The organism is Desemzia sp. FAM 23988, from assembly GCF_045528365.1.
GTDB lineage: Bacteria > Bacillota > Bacilli > Lactobacillales > Carnobacteriaceae > Desemzia.
Map to the genome: position 1 here is coordinate 71,968 of NZ_JBGQQS010000004.1, position 18,466 is coordinate 90,433.

Annotated in this window: 17 protein-coding genes and 3 other annotated features; of the genes, 3 read left to right on the forward strand and 14 right to left on the reverse strand. The window is 38.7% G+C overall.

Translation table 11 applies throughout. The features are described 5' to 3' along the window. Positions 1–109: 109 nt before the first annotated feature. The 8 genes from rpoB to ACEN4L_RS03775 all read right to left on the reverse strand — a co-directional run bounded on the left by rpoB (position 110) and on the right by ACEN4L_RS03775 (position 10,335). Positions 110–3,664: a DNA-directed RNA polymerase subunit beta gene (gene rpoB / locus ACEN4L_RS03740; protein WP_407096006.1), complete on the reverse strand. Its 3,555-nt coding sequence runs from the start codon at positions 3,662–3,664 to the stop codon at positions 110–112. 614 nt (positions 3,665–4,278) lie between these two features. Further along, positions 4,279–5,094 (reverse strand): MetQ/NlpA family ABC transporter substrate-binding protein, encoded by an 816-nt coding sequence (locus ACEN4L_RS03745; RefSeq protein ID WP_407096007.1) that lies wholly within the window; start codon positions 5,092–5,094, stop codon positions 4,279–4,281. Positions 5,095–5,242: 148 nt separating this feature from the next. Next, positions 5,243–5,501 (reverse strand) — a binding site (T-box leader). A 60-nt stretch (positions 5,502–5,561) separates the two neighbouring features. Beyond that, positions 5,562–5,827, reverse strand: a binding site (T-box leader). Between the two features lie 98 nt (positions 5,828–5,925). Next, a complete protein-coding gene (locus ACEN4L_RS03750; RefSeq protein WP_407096008.1) occupies positions 5,926–6,531 on the reverse strand; it encodes a class I SAM-dependent methyltransferase in 606 nt (201 codons plus the stop codon). Positions 6,532–6,750: 219 nt separating this feature from the next. Further along, the gene (gene rplL, locus ACEN4L_RS03755) at positions 6,751–7,119 is read right to left on the reverse strand and encodes a 50S ribosomal protein L7/L12 (RefSeq protein ID WP_407096009.1); all 369 of its coding nucleotides are present in this window, start codon (positions 7,117–7,119) and stop codon (positions 6,751–6,753) included. Positions 7,120–7,197: 78 nt separating this feature from the next. Continuing rightward, complete coding sequence (gene rplJ / locus ACEN4L_RS03760) at positions 7,198–7,698, reverse strand: 50S ribosomal protein L10 (RefSeq protein ID WP_407096010.1); 501 nt, start codon at positions 7,696–7,698, stop codon at positions 7,198–7,200. Positions 7,699–7,760: 62 nt separating this feature from the next. Then, positions 7,761–7,889 (reverse strand) — a sequence feature (ribosomal protein L10 leader region). Between the two features lie 57 nt (positions 7,890–7,946). Beyond that, on the reverse strand, positions 7,947–8,636 hold the full coding sequence (gene rplA / locus ACEN4L_RS03765) for a 50S ribosomal protein L1 (protein ID WP_407096011.1): 690 nt from the start codon (positions 8,634–8,636) through the stop codon (positions 7,947–7,949). Between the two features lie 98 nt (positions 8,637–8,734). Then, entirely contained in the window at positions 8,735–9,160 is a 426-nt protein-coding gene (rplK, locus tag ACEN4L_RS03770; protein ID WP_407096012.1) for a 50S ribosomal protein L11, read from the reverse strand. A 623-nt stretch (positions 9,161–9,783) separates the two neighbouring features. Next, positions 9,784–10,335, reverse strand: a complete 552-nt coding sequence (locus ACEN4L_RS03775; RefSeq protein WP_407096013.1) for a hypothetical protein — start codon at positions 10,333–10,335, stop codon at positions 9,784–9,786. A 146-nt stretch (positions 10,336–10,481) separates the two neighbouring features. On the opposite strand from ACEN4L_RS03775, the gene ACEN4L_RS03780 reads away from it, so the two are divergent. Continuing rightward, positions 10,482–11,276, forward strand: a complete 795-nt coding sequence (locus ACEN4L_RS03780; RefSeq protein WP_407096014.1) for an NRDE family protein — start codon at positions 10,482–10,484, stop codon at positions 11,274–11,276. Positions 11,277–11,957: 681 nt separating this feature from the next. Here the strand turns inward: ACEN4L_RS03780 and nusG are convergent. The 4 genes from nusG to ACEN4L_RS03800 all read right to left on the reverse strand — a co-directional run bounded on the left by nusG (position 11,958) and on the right by ACEN4L_RS03800 (position 14,548). Further along, the gene (gene nusG / locus ACEN4L_RS03785) at positions 11,958–12,506 is read right to left on the reverse strand and encodes a transcription termination/antitermination protein NusG (protein ID WP_407096015.1); all 549 of its coding nucleotides are present in this window, start codon (positions 12,504–12,506) and stop codon (positions 11,958–11,960) included. A gap of 169 nt (positions 12,507–12,675) precedes the next feature. Then, a complete protein-coding gene (secE, locus tag ACEN4L_RS03790; protein ID WP_407096016.1) occupies positions 12,676–12,855 on the reverse strand; it encodes a preprotein translocase subunit SecE in 180 nt (59 codons plus the stop codon). A 31-nt stretch (positions 12,856–12,886) separates the two neighbouring features. Next, on the reverse strand, positions 12,887–13,039 hold the full coding sequence (rpmG, locus tag ACEN4L_RS03795) for a 50S ribosomal protein L33 (protein ID WP_204212123.1): 153 nt from the start codon (positions 13,037–13,039) through the stop codon (positions 12,887–12,889). Positions 13,040–13,228: 189 nt separating this feature from the next. Beyond that, the gene (locus ACEN4L_RS03800) at positions 13,229–14,548 is read right to left on the reverse strand and encodes an HlyC/CorC family transporter (protein ID WP_407096017.1); all 1,320 of its coding nucleotides are present in this window, start codon (positions 14,546–14,548) and stop codon (positions 13,229–13,231) included. Positions 14,549–14,794: 246 nt separating this feature from the next. On the opposite strand from ACEN4L_RS03800, the gene ACEN4L_RS03805 reads away from it, so the two are divergent. Next, positions 14,795–15,583, forward strand: coding sequence for a general stress protein (locus ACEN4L_RS03805; protein WP_407096018.1), 789 nt, complete (start codon positions 14,795–14,797; stop codon positions 15,581–15,583). Positions 15,584–15,758: 175 nt separating this feature from the next. Here ACEN4L_RS03805 and ACEN4L_RS03810 read toward each other — a convergent pair whose 3' ends face one another. After that, entirely contained in the window at positions 15,759–17,096 is a 1,338-nt protein-coding gene (locus ACEN4L_RS03810) for a uracil-xanthine permease family protein (protein WP_407096019.1), read from the reverse strand. A gap of 288 nt (positions 17,097–17,384) precedes the next feature. Here ACEN4L_RS03810 and ACEN4L_RS03815 point away from each other — a divergent pair, with 288 nt between their 5' ends. After that, entirely contained in the window at positions 17,385–17,555 is a 171-nt protein-coding gene (locus ACEN4L_RS03815) for a hypothetical protein (protein ID WP_407096020.1), read from the forward strand. 63 nt (positions 17,556–17,618) lie between these two features. Here ACEN4L_RS03815 and zupT read toward each other — a convergent pair whose 3' ends face one another. Next, a complete protein-coding gene (gene zupT, locus ACEN4L_RS03820) occupies positions 17,619–18,443 on the reverse strand; it encodes a zinc transporter ZupT (protein ID WP_407096021.1) in 825 nt (274 codons plus the stop codon). Positions 18,444–18,466 lie beyond the last annotated feature (23 nt).

Sequence of the window (18,466 nt, forward strand, 5' to 3'; positions counted from 1 at the left end):
CTCCCTTTATTTTTTGAGCTGCCCTAACTTGCTCGAATTGTTTCGTTCTTTTTATTGAATAAGGTGCAGAGCTGATCCCAATTACTTTGGAATCAACTCTAACTACCTCTTATTCAGAATCTTGTTGTCTAGCTTTTTCTTGCTCTTCAGCGTATTTGCTAAGCGCATCGACAGTTCCGATATCATCGTCATCATCCATATCGCGTAATTCAATTTCTTCATCTTGTGCATCCAATACTTTCATGTCTAATCCAAGAGATTGCAACTCTTTGACTAATACACGGAAAGATTCAGGAACACCTGGTGTAGGAATTGGTTCTCCTTTAACAATAGCTTCATAAGTTTTCACACGTCCAACAACATCATCTGATTTGTACGTTAAGATTTCTTGTAAAGTATAAGCAGCTCCGTATGCTTCAAGAGCCCAAACTTCCATCTCACCGAAACGTTGTCCACCAAATTGAGCTTTACCACCCAATGGTTGTTGTGTAACAAGTGAGTATGGTCCAGTTGAACGAGCATGTAATTTGTCATCGACCATGTGAGCCAATTTGATCATGTACATAACCCCAACGGTTACACGGTTGTCAAAAGGTTCACCAGTTCGTCCGTCATACAATACGGTTTTAGCATCTGAAGCCATTCCTGCTTCTTTAACAGTAGCCCATAAGTCTTCTTCACGAACACCATCAAATACTGGCGTTGCGATACGAATACCTAAACGACGAGCAGCCATACCCATGTGAGTTTCAAATACTTGCCCAATATTCATACGAGAAGGAACCCCTAATGGATTCAACATAATATCGATTGGTGTACCATCTGGTAAGAATGGCATATCTTCTTCAGGTAAGATTAAGGAAACTACCCCTTTATTACCGTGACGACCCGCCATCTTATCTCCAACGTTGATTTTACGTTTTTGAACGATGTACACACGAACCAGCATATTGACACCTGGAGATAATTCGTCCCCAGCTTCACGAGTAAAGATTTTCACATCATGAACAATACCGCCGCCTCCGTGAGGTACACGCAAGGATGTATCTCTAACTTCACGAGCTTTTTCTCCAAAGATTGCGTGCAATAAGCGTTCTTCAGCAGATAATTCCGTTACCCCTTTAGGAGTTACTTTACCTACTAATAAATCACCATCTTTTACTTCAGCACCAATACGGATAATACCCATTTCGTTCAAGTTTTTCAGTGCGTCATCACCGACGTTTGGAATTTCACGAGTGATTTCTTCAGGTCCAAGTTTTGTATCACGAGCTTCTGATTCATATTCTTCAATATGAATAGAAGTATAAACGTCGTCTTTTACTAAACGTTCACTCATAATGATAGCATCCTCAAAGTTGTACCCATCATAAGTCATAAAAGCAATAACCGGGTTTTGTCCAAGAGCCATTTCTCCTTGATCCATTGAAGGACCATCAGCTAGGATCTCGCCTTTGTCTACGCGGTCGCCTTTAGCAACGATAGGGTTTTGGTTATAAGAAGTACCTGAGTTAGAACGTTGGAACTTGATAACTGTATATTTGTCTAATGCGCCATTGTCGCGACGAACGCGAACTTCATCAGCATCGACGTATTCTACAATACCGTCATTTTTACAAATCAAAGCAGCTCCAGAGTCTTTAGCTGTTACGTGTTCCATACCAGTCCCTACAAGAGGAGCGTCTGGTTTGATCAACGGTACAGCTTGACGTTGCATGTTCGCACCCATTAAGGCACGGTTCGAGTCATCGTTTTCCAAGAAAGGAATACATGCTGTCGCAACGGCAACTACTTGTTTAGGAGAAACGTCCATGTAGTCTACACGAGCTACATCCATCTCCAAGTTTTCATCTTTATAACGAGCTAATACAACATCATTTGCAAATGTACCATCTTCATTCAAAATAGCATTTGCTTGAGCAATGACATAGTTATCTTCTTCATCAGCTGTCAGGTAGTCGATCTTTCCAGTTACTTTACCTGATTCACGGTCAACACGACGGTAAGGAGTCTCAATAAATCCAAATTTATTTACTTTCGCAAAACTGGATAAACTATTGATCAAACCGATGTTAGGACCTTCAGGCGTTTCAATCGGACACATACGGCCATAGTGAGAATAGTGAACGTCACGAACTTCATATCCGGCACGGTCTCTTGTTAAACCACCGGGTCCTAATGCTGATAGACGACGTTTGTGAGTCAATTCCCCTAATGGGTTAGTTTGATCCATGAATTGAGACAATTGAGAAGAACCAAAGAATTCTTTGATTGATGCTACAACTGGACGAATATTGATCAATTGTTGTGGTGTAACAGTAGACATATCTTGAATAGACATACGTTCACGAACCACACGTTCCATACGAGACAAACCAATACGGAATTGATTTTGCAATAATTCACCTACTGAACGAATACGACGATTACCTAAGTGGTCAATATCGTCTACGTTTCCGATGCTTTCTTGCAAGTTAAAGAAGTAACTCATAGCAGATAAAATATCAGCCGGTGTAACGTGTTTGTGGTCTTCAGAAACATTTCCGTTTCCAATAACATTTACAATGCGTTCAGGGTTTTCTTTAGAGTAAACTTTTACAATTTGCAATTTGATGGGTTCTGGAACTACACCATCTTCATTTGGATAGAAAGTTACACTATTTAAGCCGTTGTCCAAGTAGTCATTTAATTTATCCATTTGGTCGCGGTCTAATAATGTACCAGCCTCAACGATAATTTCTCCTGTTTCAGAATCGATCAACGTTTCAGCTACTGTTTGATTGAACAAACGCGTTTTCAAGCTTAATTTTTTATTTACTTTGTAACGACCTACAGCTGCCAAGTCATAACGTTTTGGATCAAAGAAACGAGCTGTTAACAAGCTTCTTGAACTGTCTGCTGTCTTTGGTTCACCTGGTCGTAGTCGTTCATAAACATCTTTTAAGGCTTCTTCAGTACGAGAGTCGCTAGCGTTTTTATGAATGTCTTTTTCCAAAGTTAATCCTAGTGAAGTATTTTCACCAAAGATTTCTAGAATTTGATCATCCGAGCCGAATCCTAATGCACGAACAAGAACACTCAATGGAATTTTACGTGTACGGTCAATACGCACATAAGAGATGTTTTTAGCATCTGTTTCAAATTCCAACCAAGCTCCACGGTTAGGAATCAAAGTAGTTCCGAAGCTTTCACGGCCGTTTTTATCGATTTTCAGATTGAAATAAACACCTGGTGAACGAACCAATTGAGAAACGATAACACGTTCAGCTCCATTGATAATGAACGTTCCCATTTCAGTCATTAACGGGAAATCACCGAAGAAGACTTCTTGGTCTTTCACTTCTCCAGTTTCTTTGTTGATCAAACGTAATTTTGCGTATATAGGTGCGGAATAATTTGCGTCATGAGCACGAGCTTCTGATACCGTGTATTTTGGTTCCTGTAATGTATAGTCAAGGAACTCTAATGATAAGTTTCCTGCGAAGTCTTCAATTGGTGAAATATCTCTAAACATTTCACGCAATCCTTCATCTAAGAACCATTGATATGAGTCTGATTGAATCTCAATCAGATTCGGCAGTTCTAAAACTTCATTGATACGTGCATAACTTCTACGTGTACGGTGTTTACCGTAATTTACTAAGTGGCCTGCCAACCTGTTCACCCCTCAAATGATTATTCATATCTAGTATGCCGCCTTTTATTACGTTTAGATTACAATTATTAAGAATAGAAATCACAACCTGTTTTTAGGCAAAAAAAAACCAAAAGATCCGTAACTTTTTCAGAAAAAGCACATTTTCTTTTGTTTTACATACATAACCCTTTGATTTGGACAATATTTCAAACCAAAAGCTTATTTTTTAGATAGTATTTGCATCTATTTATTTTACACTCCTTTAAAGCAATAGTCAATACTATAAAGGAAGTTTTTTTCTTTCTTATTCATCAAAAAAAAGACTGCCGAAAAAAACTACGCGGCTGCTGAAGTAGCGAAAGTCAATTTACGTGACCTTTTGTCAAAATTTAAGCTCTAAAAGGAACGCAAATCCAGTTTGCGTTCCTTTTCTAAGATAATATCATCTTAAAGGGAACGCAATTTAATTTTGCGTTCCCTTTATCCGAATAATTAATGCAATAGGTAACGTAAAAAAAGCGAGGACTGGTATATTCACCATTTCCTCGCCTTCATTTTCTAATCAGATCACCTTTGAAATAAAACTACATCTTTTCAACAGCCTCAAAAAAATCCTCAGTCAGTCTTTTTCACTCTATCCGTTATTCCCACACTGGGATGGAGGAGCCTTTTGAACTTTCTTCAATAACTTCTTTAGTTCCATCTGTTTGATAGACATCCAAGATTTTTTGATACAACTCATTATCTTTATCTTCTTCACGCACAACGATCGCATTGTAGTAAGGATCTGAATCTTCCGTTACTGGTTCTAAGAAAATCGCATCCTCAGTTGGAATAAATCCAGCATCGACTGCCATCCCGCTATTGATGACAGAAGCTGTTACATCCTCCAGAGCACGTGCTGTTTGAGCTGAATCTATCACTTCAAATTGTAGATTCAGCGGATTAGACGTCACATCTTCTACAACAGGAACTTGCCCTTTAGAAGGATCGACCTCAATCAAACCAGCTGTCTGCAACAACAGCAACGCCCGCCCTTCATTTGACGCATCATTTGGAATGGCAATACTGTCGCCCTCTTTGATCTCGCTGATATCTGTTATTTTTTGAGAATAGATTCCTAATGGCGCAATAACAGTATCCCCAATAGGAGTCAGATTATTTCCTGTATCTTCATTAAAAGCTTCCATAAAGATTTTTGTTTGGAAGGAGTTCATATCGATTTCCCCATCCGCTAAAGCTCGGTTCGGCGTACTATAATCGGAAAATTTCACCAATTCGATCTCGATTCCTTCTGCTGCCAACTGTTCTTTAACGTATTCCCAAGGTTCATTGATTTCTCCGACTACCCCTAATTTGACCGTTTGACTTTCTCCAGATGCCGCACCACACGCAGTAAGAACAATTAATGTTGCAATAGATAATATAGTAAGTATGAATGATTTGAATTTTTTCATGTTTCCACCTCTTTGGTTTAATTCTGGGTTCACCCAGCTGCTTTATAAAAATATACGTATTTAAAATAATTTCGAGCACACCTTAAGATTATGATCCCTCCTTCAAAAAATAAAAAAACGCTGCCCTTTTGACTGAACTCAGTTCAACCAAAAGGACGAACGTTTATTAGTTCGTGTTACCACCTTTTTTCAAATTGCTTTTTCAAACAATTCCTCAACAAGTACAAAGAATTCATCTCGATACTCTGACGCTTTAACGGGCGCACCCATGACAGCCTTACACTTAAAAGCATTCGGTATCCTTGCTCAGAGGCCATTTTCCATTTGCACCAACAAACCTGTTCTCAGCTCTCAGGCTCTCTGTCATTGTTGTACAGCAAACATACTTTTCTCTTCATCGCATTTAGTGTATTTAATTTAGAATAAAAAAATCGCCCTCAAAAAGAAAGCTCTTTACAGAACTTCTTTTCAAGGACGAAAGCAAATATCAATTTCGTGTTACCACCTTGTTTTACAAGCACATCACTGTGTTTGTCTCAATCAGTACAAAAATCTAGAATATTGTACTGAGGCACTGTAACGGGTGCATCCGTTATGGACTTATTTACTAATTGCCTTACTCATCCATCCCGCTCCAAGACCATCTTCTATTCATTCGCTCCTGCCTATTTTCACCAAACAAGGCTCTCTTTAAGGTTTCATCTGAATATACTCTTCTTTTCACAGCGTTTTATTATCTATTTCTAATTTCTAATTAACTTATCATTTAGTTTACAAATTACTTCCACAGAAGTCAATCAAAATAACCAAAAAAAGAAAGAATAGCATGATCTATTCTTTCACACTTTGGATAATCCAATATCCTTTATCTTTTGCAATGACTTCTGCATTGCCAAAAGTCTCGTTCATTTTTTCTTTCGCACTTGGAGCACCTTGTTTCTTTTGAATCACGATCACTAAAGCTCCACCTATCTTAAGGTAATCATAAGCTCCCGTCAGAATTTCATGAACCACTTGTTTTCCAGCTCGAATTGGCGGATTGCTGAAAACCCCGGCAAACTCAGTACCTTTTACATTTCCGTAAATATTGGACTGGTGTATATCCACATTCGTCACTTTGTTTTTAAGAGCATTTTGCTGAGCCAGCCCAATCGCTCGTTCGTTGACATCTACCATCTCTACCTTACGTTCGTTCTCTTCCTTAGCAAAGGATAATCCCATCGGACCATAGCCGCAGCCAAGATCTAATAAGTCTCCTTCAGGTAATTGGCTGAAATCAACTGTTTCAATTAATACACGCGAGCCGTAATCAACCGTCGCTTTAGAAAACACACCTGAATCTGTTAAAAAAGTAAATTCGTGTCCGCGCAAAGTAAACTTCCATGAATCAATATTGCTTTTAGCATTTGGATTGCTAGTATAATAATGATCAGACATATTTCTTGATCTCCTTTACTCGTATCTTCCTTCTTACAAATAGATACCTCTATTTTAACCTATTATATCCGGCTTGAGGGCTTTAGACAATCCGTTAAAGCCGCTTCTCTACATTAGGCAGCCTAAACCAGCCAATGTACACAAAGAAAAAAGGTGTGAATCGTTTCCGATTCACACCTTTTCGCTCGTTATAGAACTAAATGATCATTTAAAAAATGATTATTTAACTTCTACAGAACCACCAGCAGCTTCAATAGCTTCTTTCAATGCTTCAGCATCTTCTTTAGAGATGTTTTCTTTGATTGCTTTAGGAGCTTCGTCAACTAATGCTTTAGCTTCTTTCAAGCCTAAGCCAGTAGCTTCACGAACTGCTTTGATAACTTTGATTTTAGCAGATCCAGCATCTGTTAATTCAACTGTAAATTCAGTTTGTTCTGCAGCAGCAGCTTCTCCAGCTCCACCAGCAGCAGCTACAGGAGCAGCAGCAGTTACGCCAAATTCTTCTTCAATTGCTTTTACTAAGTCGTTTAATTCTAAGATTGTTGATTCTTTTAAGTCAGCAACAATTTGTTCAATGTTTAATGCCATTGTTAGTTCCTCCGTTTATAATGTTTTAGTTTTTTTATTAACTTGCTTGTTTGTTGATTGAAAGAATAGTGCTTTTAATTAAGCAACTTCTTCTTTTTGTTCTGCAACAGCTTTGACTGCAAATGCAGTATTGCGGATTGGTGCTTGAAGTACAGATAGCAACATAGAAAGTAGACCATCGTGGTCTGGTAGTGTTGCAAGTGTGTTGATTTCTTCTACTGAAGAAACTTTACCACTGATAACGCCACCTTTAATTTCTAAAGCTTCTGCTTCTTTAGCAAAATTAGCAATAATTTTGGCTGGTGCAACAACATCTTCGTTACTGAAAGCAACGGCTGTAGGGCCTTTAAATACGTCATCCATTCCTTCAAGTCCAGCTGTACTAGCCGCACGAGATAAGATAGAGTTTTTAATAACGCGCATTTCAACTCCTGCTTCACGTAATTGTTTACGTAATTCAGTAACTTGTTCAACTGTTAATCCACGGTAATCAACTACGACTACTGCGGCAGCATCTTTGAATTTTGTTGTAGCTAAATCTACTAATTCTTGTTTTTTAGCGATTGCTGCTTCACTCATTAACATTTCACCTCCTGATCAATTGGCGGGAATTTTTTATTTTGACTTTTTAAAAAAAATCCTAGACAAACAAAAAATCCCATGTCACCGTAGACATAGAGATTGTGTAGTGTATATTCACGACATATCATCCTCGGTAGGAAATTAAGGCAAATGCCACCTACTGTCTTCGGTAATAATTCAATTTATTCTTAACCTAGATGATTTTACCAATTCTAATCATCTAGGTCAAGAACTTTATGATTTTTTTAGAATGCTTGAGGGTTAACTTTAACCCCTGGGCCAAATGTTGATGTAATAGTGATGTTTTTAATGTAAACACCTTTAGCAGTTGAAGGTTTAGCTTTCAACACTGTATCTTGGATAGTTCTAAAGTTTTCGATCAATTTATCAGCATCGAAAGATACTTTACCGATTGGAGCATGCAAATTACTTTGTTTGTCCACGCGGTAAGTTACTTTACCAGCTTTGATTTCGTTGATAGCTTTAGTTACATCCATTGTAACAGTTCCTGTTTTAGGGTTAGGCATTAAACCTTTAGGTCCTAAGACACGTCCAAGACGTCCAACTTCACCCATCATGTCTGGAGTTGCTACAACAACGTCGAAGTCCATCCATCCACCATTGATTTTTTGAACAAGATCAGAATCACCTACGTAATCTGCTCCTGCAGCTTCTGCTTCAGCAGCTTTAGGGCCTTTAGCAAAAACTAATACTCTTTGTGTTTTACCTGTTCCGTTTGGAAGAACAACTGCTCCACGAATTTGTTGGTCAGCTTTCTTAGGGTCAACTCCAAGACGGTAAGCAACTTCTACAGTTGCATCGAAATTAGCGTAATCAATTTCTTTTACTAAAGCTACAGCTTCTTCAACTGAATATGCTTTTAAAGTATCTACTTTTTCCAAAGCAGCTAAGAATTTTTTACTCTTTTTAGCCATGTTTTTTTCCTCCTTGATTGTGGTTATAACGGTTAAACCTCCCACTTATTCTCCGTAAAGCAAGCTTCACGAAGAGATACTGAGAAGCTTTAATCAGATTAGTCTTCTACAACAAATCCCATGCTTCGTGCAGTACCTTCGACCATACGCATTGCAGCTTCAACAGATGCAGCGTTTAAGTCTTCTTGTTTAGTTTCAGCGATTTCTCTAACTTGCGCGCGAGAAACAGTTGCAACTTTTTTAGTATTTGGTTCACCAGAACCTGATTCAACACCTGCAGCTTTTTTCAATAAAATAGCAGCTGGTGGAGTTTTTGTAACAAATGTAAATGAACGGTCTTCATATACAGAGATTACAACAGGGATGATCATACCTGCTTGGTCAGCTGTGCGTGCATTGAATTCTTTACAGAATCCCATGATATTCACTTGTGCTTGACCTAAAGCTGGACCTACGGGTGGAGCAGGACTTGCTTTACCTGCAGGAATTTGTAATTTTACGACATTAACAACTTTTTTAGCCACGAGACATTCCTCCTTGATTTAGTCCGGGTGTGGTTGAATGGGGTTAATATTTCCCCTCCCACTTTAAACATACGTCTAAACGTACCATGGAATTATATTACACTTTCCAAATCTTGTCAATAAGATTTAGAGAAATAACCCATCATAAGATTTAGAGAAATAACCCATCATATGATTTAGAGAAATAACCCATCATACGCATGAAAAGTACTTTCTCCCAAAAATTAAGGTCTTCTTTTTAAAACGCTCTCTTAATAAGTAGGGGCGGCTCTATGGGGTGAAATTCCCTCCGGAATGGACGGGTTTGCTTGTGGAAAGCCATGGGACCGTCTGGAGCCTGTAGTCTCCAAACTTTCAAGTTTCAAACGGAATCGGAATCTTATTTTTTATTTAAATTTTTTCATGCGTATGACGTGGAGAAATAAGTATTTCAAGACCGATTTATCGTTAGCATTTAGGAAAAGCTTTTTAAATGGCTTAAAAATACCTTTGTTTTGGGGCATCTCTGCAAAAGCAATCAGCGCAGCGGTATCGGATCAAGAAATAGTTATTGTTTTAATGCAGCTTTTCATTTTAACCATTCTTTTTTTGACTTTCGAGCCATTCATTAAACAGACAAAACGCTATTCGCGTGATTGTTCTCGTTGTTTTCTGGCTTCAGTTCTGTATTTGACCGTCTGAGCTGGTTCTGATGAAGCCTCGCTCCATTCTTCCACAATGTCTGGATCCGATACCTTTTTTTGTTTCCCAGTATAGTTACTGTTTTTAATTGGTTTAGCCTTTCGCTTCTTCTTTCTAACTAATCGAAAAGCGTTATAAAAGATCCCTGCAATTACCGCATACACGGCAAAGAACACAACAAATCCCCAAAGCCCGGCAATAGCATCTGCAAATTCCATATTCCCGCTATTGGTAACAGCTTGCTGGATTTCGATAGCAAATACAAATACTGTCATCACTACAAAAGTAAAGATAAACGAAAGGATCGTTGTACTGAATTTCAATTTTTGAATAATTTTTGCTAAGACGAACACTGCTAAAAATGTTATTAATCCAATAAAACCGATCACCCAAAAATGCAATTCTTTATCTGACATGTCGATCCCTATTCCATACATAAGGACATCGTGGATTCGATTCATCATTTCTGAAAGAATCAATATAATTTCTCTCATTTACCTTCACCTCTTGAACTTAATTTCATTTAGTATAGCACAAAACTTGTTTACGACATCGATTTTAAGCCAATACACTTTATACCCCTATTTTATCTCATTACTGTATACTGAAAGGACCAACCACTGAAACCGAGGAGGATATTATGTGCAATATCGGCTTAAAATTCCATCAAAACGGCGCTTATAAATTTGTGTTTGCTGCTAACCGCGATGAAGCTTATCGCAGACCTACAAAATCTGCTCACTTCTGGAAAGACCATCCCGAGTTATTAGCTGGTCAAGACGAACTCCAAAAAGGCACTTGGCTGGGGTTGACCAAACAGGGTAAATTCGCAGCCCTCACAAATTGTCGAAAAGTTTCTACTAGACAGACGTCTGAAGATCCGCAAGCTTTTTTGACTTCCAGAGGCACTTTAGTCAAAAACTTTTTAACCGGTGATCAAACAGCCGCTGAATATGCGGATGATTTAATCAATACCAGACATCAGTATGACGGCTATAATTTAATCTTCGGCAACATTCTTGAAGGTCAATTTCTTCATTATAATAACAGTGAAAATCAGCTAAATGAGTTAACGCCTGGCACACATGGTTTAAGCAATGCTACTCTAGATACTCCCTGGCCTAAAGTTGCCACAGTTACCAGTAGAATAAAGCAACTAAGCGGCTCGAAAGAACAACTCACCGATCAATTATTCGCTTTGTTTTCAGACGAACAGACCGCTCCAAAAGAAGCATTGCCGAAAACCGGTCTTCCTATTGAATTCGAAGAAGCTGCTTCTGCCATTTTTATTCGCACGAAAGAATACGGGACTATCGGCACTACCGTTATCTTAGTTGACCAAGAAAACCACGTTACTTTTGTAGAACGTCGTTTCAACGAAGAAAGACAAATAGAAGAAAATCTTTACAGCTTTTCTTTGAGTTCTGATACCTAAGATTTTTTCTCAGAAGATAAAAAAGAGGAGCTGGGGAATAACTAGCTGAATTAGAAAACACCGTCAAATCTAGGAAGAAGGATCCTTGACTTGACGGTGTTTTTAATTACTCAGATTTATAAATTATTGGTTCTAAAACATTTGACGTTGGTAAGGAAAAAAATAAATCCTAAACCTTTAAAAAAATCATTCCTAGAAATTTTTGGAGGAATACGGGGTTGCTTATAGCCATGAAAAAGGATGCAAAAAAAGGAAACACTGTGGACGTACGCCCAAGTGTACCATGATTGCAAGCTGCTGAAGCAGCAACAATCACGGCAATTACTGAGCGTTAGGCTTTAGCCGTTACGCTTAGCTTGACGCTTGCAAGCCTTGAGACGCGTTTTTCGGCTCAAGGCGTTCCCATGGCTTTCATAAGCAACCCCGTAGACCGGAGAAAATTTCTTTACCAACGCTAGAAGATGAAGATCCAAATTATTATTAAAAAGTGACTTTTTCCCCAGTTCCTTCATTCCTTTTAAACAAGCTGCAGAAAGTTAAGCGCCTTATTCCACTCTCTATCTAAAACGAGTTGCGTAAGGCAGCTTACACGCCAATAAGTCCGGCACCAACAGTTAGGAACAACACCTAACTGTTGGTGGCGGGCTTATTTCCGGAAAGCCAAACGCCTTATTCCACTCTCTATAGTTTGTCTACTTGATCGAATTCTAATTCTGTACTTGTTTCACGTCCGAACATCTCAACGTTCACTTTTAATTTTGCTCTTTCTTCGTCAATTGCTGTTACCTTACCAGTCATACCATTGAAGGCTCCTTCAACAATCGTAACTGTTTCACCAACTTCAAAGTCAATTTCTTGATGACGTGTATTCATGCCCAAGCTGCGTAAAATAGATTTTACTTCTTCCGGCAATAATGGAGCTGGCTTGCTTCCCGCACCGTGTGAACCAACAAAACCAGTTACACCTGGAGTGTTACGTACAACATACCAAGAGTCATCTGACATGATCATTTCTACCAATACATACCCAGGAAAGACTTTTTTCATTTTGATCTTTTCTTTCCCATTTTTTACTTCGTGTTCCTCTTCTTCAGGTACTACCACTCTGTAAATGTGTTCTTCCATGTTCATGCTGTTTGCACGAGATTCAATGTTCTGTTTGACTTTGTTTTCATAGCCAGAATACGTATGCAGCACATACCATTGTTTTTCAAGTTCCAATTCTTCCATTATTAACACTCCTTGTATAGGTTATAATTCATTATACTCGCATCGTTTAATTTAAACACACAAAAAAACCTTCTCCATCATATAAGGAAGGTTCTGCGTGATGATTTATTGCACTCAGTATACCATTAGTCAAGCATTTGTGCTAGTCATATGGCAACAATATTGTTTTTTAGATGAACAAATCTAGTAAAGATGTGATTGCAAAATCAACTACAAAGAAGAAAATTGCAAACAGGATGACTACTCCAAAGACAGTAACCGTATATTTTCTCAGTTCTTTTCCTGTTGGCCAAGTCACTTGGCGCACTTCTTGACGAACACCGCCAAAAAAGTTTTTTACTTTTCCCACTACATTCCCTCCAGACTATGTGTAGACTCTATTATTTAGTTTCACGATGCATAGTATGTTTATTGCAATATTTACAGAATTTTTTGATTTCTAACCGTTCAGATCTTGCTGTTTCACCTGCGCGGGCTGTATAGTTACGCGAGCCGCAAACAGTGCATGCTAAAGCTGTTTTTTTCGCACTCAATTTTTTCACCTATTCTTTCTTAAAAACTAAGGTATCGGTCACAATTTACCATTACTTCCCTTTGCTGTCAAGCTGTTTTCAACCTGCAAGAAGGTAGTAAACTGATTCCTAGAGACCTGTTAGTTTGATTTAAAATGCCCTATAAGCATAGCAGCCAAATCCGCTATCGAAGCTCATAGGGCGTCATTTCTAACCTTTAACGGTATCAAATGATTGGTTCATCTCATTAAGAGAAAATGCATCTTCTGTTTCAGCAGTTGCAGGAATCACTTCAACAAGGGTCTCTAAAATCCGTCTAAACCTCACTTTAGTAACGGTTATTTTAAGATTGTGGTAGATGAAAGCTTCTCCCTCATCCGGCAATTTACCCAATTGTTCTATAATAAAACCGCTCACTGTATTGGAGACGAACTCTTCTTCAATACCAAACGAAGTCAACATTTTATCTAAATTGGCAGAAGCCGCAATGCGATAAGTAGTATCGTCTATCTTCACCACTTCTTCTGTCACTTCATCATGCTCATCCCAGATTTCTCCAACGAGTTCCTCTAGAATATCTTCTAATGTCACTATACCAATCGTTCCACCATACTCATCACTGACAATCGCCAAATGAGCTTTTTCCAATTGCAATTGTTTCAACAACTTAGAAATTTTCATATTCCCTGGCGTCCAAATGACATCTTTTATAATGGATTGAATATTTTTATTTGCTTGAGGATTGTCCAAGTTCTTGCTGAAAGCATAAAAATCTTTTTGGTGCAAAACACCTACGACTTTATCAATTGAGTCATCATAAAGTACTATTCTTGAATAACCTTCTGTAAGAAACAATTCTTCCATTTCTTCCAAGCTGCTATTAACATCTGTTCCCACAACATCTACACGAGGCGTTAGAATATCTTGCACTTCCAACTCATTAAACGTAATCGCTGATCGGATCAATTGATGTTCGTGATTTTCAATCCCACCGCTATTTTGAGCTTCATCCACCAAAAATAACAATTCTTTTTCGCTGATGCTGTCATCAGCTTCAAAAGTAAACATCTTGTTCAGTAATTTTTTCCATGATTTAAAGAAAAAATTAACTGGTGTCAGCAATACCATAAGAATTCTTAAAAATGGTGCAACGTTTACTGCAAAAACTTCAGGTCTTTCTTTGGCAATACTTTTTGGAGAAATCTCCCCAAAAATCAATACCAATACCGTCATAACAATTGTTGAAATGGTTACGCCGGCTACCGGAAAATACTTTACAAATAAAATGGTGGCTAAAGATGAAGCTAAAATATTTACGATATTGTTTCCTACTAAAATAGTAGACAGAAGCATATCGTAGTTGTCTGCTAGAGACAACGCTAAAGAAGCTTTCTTGTTTCCCTCATCTGCCATATTTTTCAAACGGATACGATTTAACGATGTGTAAGCTGTCTCAGAAGCAGAAAAGAATCCAGATGCTGCTATGAGCAGTCCTAAAAAGATAATGTACCTTATACTATCACTGTCCATGTAACAGTTATTCCCCCTAAAAATTCATTTTATTTCCTATGATAGCATGTCTTTTTATCCCCTACAAGTTTTAGTTTATTTTTTGAGCTGCCTCGTGAACACTCTATGGCTATACAGGGTTTAATTTGCTGGAACTGGATGTCTAAACTTCTTCTAGAAAAAAATTTCCAACGCATATGTTTTGCTGTTTATTTCAAATCTCTTTACACTAAAGGTACAGTAAATATCACTAAGGAGGAACGAAATATGGGAAAATTTGTTAAAGGAAGTTATGCAACAACTGAAGAAGCGAATCAAGCTATTGAGGAATTAATTCATCAAGGCTACGATAGAACATTGCTTACCTTAATATCGAATAAAGAGGCTTACGACCGATTCTCAGGAGCTGCAGATGCACAAATCAACACTGAACATGCAGACACGGATGAATCTATGTGGGAGAAAATCAAAGATGTCTTCTCAAGTGATGACTCTGGTTATGAAGCAGACGAAGACATATTAGAACCTTATCAAGATGACATTGATAATGGAAAACTTGTCTTATTGGTAGATGATTTTTCAAGTGAGGCAGGTGCAACTGATTTCAGCAACAGCACGCCTCCTGTCACTAGTGAAGAACATGTAGTAGCTGATTCTACTGACGAAGAACCGTCCAGTATCCCTCCTGTTTTAGATAACGAAGACGATATGGATGAAAAACGCCGCAATAGTCATTATGTACCAAATTCTAATCCCGGAAATGCCCGGACTCCTTCTATTTCAGAGGATGCTGTACTGGGAGGCGAATCAGATTACTCTTATGAAGATGAAGTAGATACTTCTATAGACACGAACCTTCTTGCCGATACAGATGAAAATATGCTGCCGGATGAGACTGTAGATACTTCTATGCCTGAAGGTTCCTTAGGCTCTCCTGCATCAGATGAACGCACTGGACTTGTAGATTCAGATGATTTGATTAGAGGAAACAGACCGGGAACACATGATACTGTTGTACCACCCTATTCCGATGACCCTTCACGTTCAGACAACTAAAACTACGGCACCGAAGCCATTGGAGCACTGGCAATCAATTTGCGTTCCCTTTATTCCTCTAATTGATCTAATAGGGAACGTAAAAAATACTCCTCCAGAAAACTCATTTTAGAAATTAAAAACAGGGATGGAGAAACAAATTCTCCGTCCCTGTTTAAGTTTGTGTTGCTTGTTTTTATTCATTTGCACTAACAGCGTTCTTCTCTGCTGCAGGTTCGATTTGCTCATCTGGCATATATTCTGTTTCTTGAGGCAGAATCAAGTTTAAAAGAATTCCTGCAATCGCACTTAAGGCTGTTCCTGAGAAAGTAATGATAGAGCCAATCTCCAAGACCGCTCCTCCAAGGCCTAATACCAACATACTGCTGGCAATGATCAAATTACGGATTTTCCCAAAGTCCACTTGTTCTTCAATTAAGACTTTCAATCCATTGCTTGCGATGACTCCGTAAAGCAAGATAGACATTCCTCCAAGAACTGCATTTGGAATAGTAGAAATCAAAGCTGTAAATTTCCCAAAGAAACTCAATCCGATCGCGATAAAAGCAGCATTACGAATAACGGACACTGAGGCGATTCTGGTCATTCCAATAACCCCGGTGTTCTCACCATAAGTCGTATTCGCAGGGCCTCCGATCAAAGCTGACACAGCTGTTGCTACTCCATCACCGATCAATGTACGAGATAAACCAGGATTCTTTAAATATTGACGATTGGTGATTTTCCCTAAAACAGTATGATCTCCAATGTGTTCAGAAACGGTTACTAATGCGACTGGCAAGATCGCTAGTGTTTCCGGACCAAAGTAAAATTCGTAATGCTCGAACCAAGGCGTTGCAAATGGCAAACGCAAACCCGGCACTTCAAACCAACTGGCTTCAGTGACTGCCGTGAAATCTACTAACCCCAACGCTAGGGCGACTAGATATCCGCCTACGATTCCAATCAAGAAGGGAATGATCTTGAAGAATCCTTTTCCTTTTGTATTGACAAACGCTGTGATCAAGAAGGTACTGATAGCTACAACGATGTGACGCAAGTCGCCTCCTTTTACAAAACCGGCATTCGTAACTGCAGAACCGGCCAGACCTAACCCGATCACCATGATCATTGGCCCAATCACAATCGGCGGCAATAATTTATCAATCCATGCTGTTCCCAGTAATTTCACAAACCCTGCTATTAAAACATACAGTAACCCAACTAGAACGACTCCTGTTTGAGCCGCACTGATATCTCCGCCCATTTGCTGAATAGCCACAGCCATTGCTGTAATATAAGCAAATGAAGAACCTAGATAGACAGGTACTTTTGATTTTGTAGCGATTTGATAAATCAATGTTCCGATTCCGCTGGCTAATAAAGCTACGGAAACCGGCATGCCTAGAATCAATGGAACTAGGATGGTTGCTCCAAACATAGCAAACACGTGTTGGAAACTTAACAGCAATCCTTTGGCTATTGGTGGTTTCTCCTCAATATCCAATAATAATTTCTTGTGCTCTACAGCCATACCAATACTTCCTCTCCTGGGCACAAAAAAATGCCCCTATGTGAATTTTTTTATTCGCAAAAGGACCTCTGGTATCAAATATATTCGATTTGTTACCCTTCTCGATCTCACAGGATCAAATTAAAAGGACTTTGCTGTAAATGATTGTAGCAGTAATGACTCAGGATTACAACCAGAAACTTTATTCATTTTTAAACATTCTTATCTATTGATTTCTGTCTAAAAACGGTACAATACAATTGAAGAAGACATGCATAAGGGCTACTTTTAATTACAAGGAGGGTTTAGATGGGGTTTTGGATCATGTTGTTATCCTTTATTTGTGGATTAGGATTATTTATTTTCGGATTTGATTTTAAGGGAAAAGGCACTCATTTCTCAGGAAATTTAAGCAAATTCGGTGCAGTAATCGGCCTTATTTTAATTGGTTTTGCTGTCTATTTAGCTTGGCCCAAATAAAGTCATTAGAGCAGGATAAACACTTATTCTGTTCTACATCGACTTACATTGTCCTGATTTAAATTATTCTGCAAGCAGCAATAAGCTGAGGGCCATGACAGCCATTCCAAGGATCAAGCCCCAAATGGCAATATGATGTTCTGCATATTTCTCAGCAGTCGGCAGCAATTCGTCGAGCGAAATGTAGACCATAACGCCCGCTACACCAGCAAATATCACACCAAAAAGTGTATCACTAAGAAACGGTCTTAGAAGAGTAAACCCAATGACGGCTCCTAACGGTTCAGCCATCCCTGACAAGAAACTATACTTGAAAGCTTTCTTTTTATTTCCAGTTGCATAATAAATGGGAACCGAAACAGCTATCCCTTCAGGAATATTGTGAATCGCTATAGCTAAAGCCACACTGATTCCAAACGTTGGATTTTCCAATGCACTTAGGAAAGTAGCCAGTCCGTCCGGAAAATTATGGAGGGCAAGAGCCGATGCAACAAATACACCCATTCGCATCAATTCTTTATTCTCTGTAGCTTCTTTTTGGTTTTCCGTTCCATCCATCTCTTCAATTTCAGGAGGACTCACAGGATTCGGAACCAGTTTATCAAATAACGCGGTAAGGACGATTCCGCCAAAGAATGAAAATGTAGTGTACCAATAAGCTGCTTCAGCTCCATGAACAGAGGTGAACGCCTCGCGCGCTGTCGGAAAAATTTCGATCATAGATACATATAGCATGACACCAGCAGAAAAACCCAGTGCTCCGGATAAAAAACGGGTATCTACTTTCTTTGAATAAAAAGCCACTGCACTTCCAATTCCTGTTGAAAGACCTGCAAAAAGTGTCAGACCAAATGCAAATAAAATAGTTTGCCATGGGATAGATTCCATTTTCATCCTCTTTTCTACTAAAT

What these genes read in the sequence shown, in the direction of transcription:
- ACEN4L_RS03800 (WP_407096017.1), bottom strand. Translation starts at nt 14,548, where the DNA reads ATGGACAGTGATAGTATAAGGTACATTATCTTTTTAGGACTGCTCATA.
- nusG (WP_407096015.1), bottom strand. Translation starts at nt 12,506, where the DNA reads ATGGAAGAATTGGAACTTGAAAAACAATGGTATGTGCTGCATACGTAT.
- ACEN4L_RS03780 (WP_407096014.1), top strand. Translation starts at nt 10,482, where the DNA reads ATGTGCAATATCGGCTTAAAATTCCATCAAAACGGCGCTTATAAATTT.
- ACEN4L_RS03805 (WP_407096018.1), top strand. Translation starts at nt 14,795, where the DNA reads ATGGGAAAATTTGTTAAAGGAAGTTATGCAACAACTGAAGAAGCGAAT.
- rplA (WP_407096011.1), bottom strand. Translation starts at nt 8,636, where the DNA reads ATGGCTAAAAAGAGTAAAAAATTCTTAGCTGCTTTGGAAAAAGTAGAT.
- zupT (WP_407096021.1), bottom strand. Translation starts at nt 18,443, where the DNA reads ATGGAATCTATCCCATGGCAAACTATTTTATTTGCATTTGGTCTGACA.
- rplJ (WP_407096010.1), bottom strand. Translation starts at nt 7,698, where the DNA reads ATGAGTGAAGCAGCAATCGCTAAAAAACAAGAATTAGTAGATTTAGCT.
- ACEN4L_RS03810 (WP_407096019.1), bottom strand. Translation starts at nt 17,096, where the DNA reads ATGGCTGTAGAGCACAAGAAATTATTATTGGATATTGAGGAGAAACCA.
- rplL (WP_407096009.1), bottom strand. Translation starts at nt 7,119, where the DNA reads ATGGCATTAAACATTGAACAAATTGTTGCTGACTTAAAAGAATCAACA.
- ACEN4L_RS03745 (WP_407096007.1), bottom strand. Translation starts at nt 5,094, where the DNA reads ATGAAAAAATTCAAATCATTCATACTTACTATATTATCTATTGCAACA.
- ACEN4L_RS03775 (WP_407096013.1), bottom strand. Translation starts at nt 10,335, where the DNA reads ATGAGAGAAATTATATTGATTCTTTCAGAAATGATGAATCGAATCCAC.
- ACEN4L_RS03815 (WP_407096020.1), top strand. Translation starts at nt 17,385, where the DNA reads ATGGGGTTTTGGATCATGTTGTTATCCTTTATTTGTGGATTAGGATTA.
- ACEN4L_RS03750 (WP_407096008.1), bottom strand. Translation starts at nt 6,531, where the DNA reads ATGTCTGATCATTATTATACTAGCAATCCAAATGCTAAAAGCAATATT.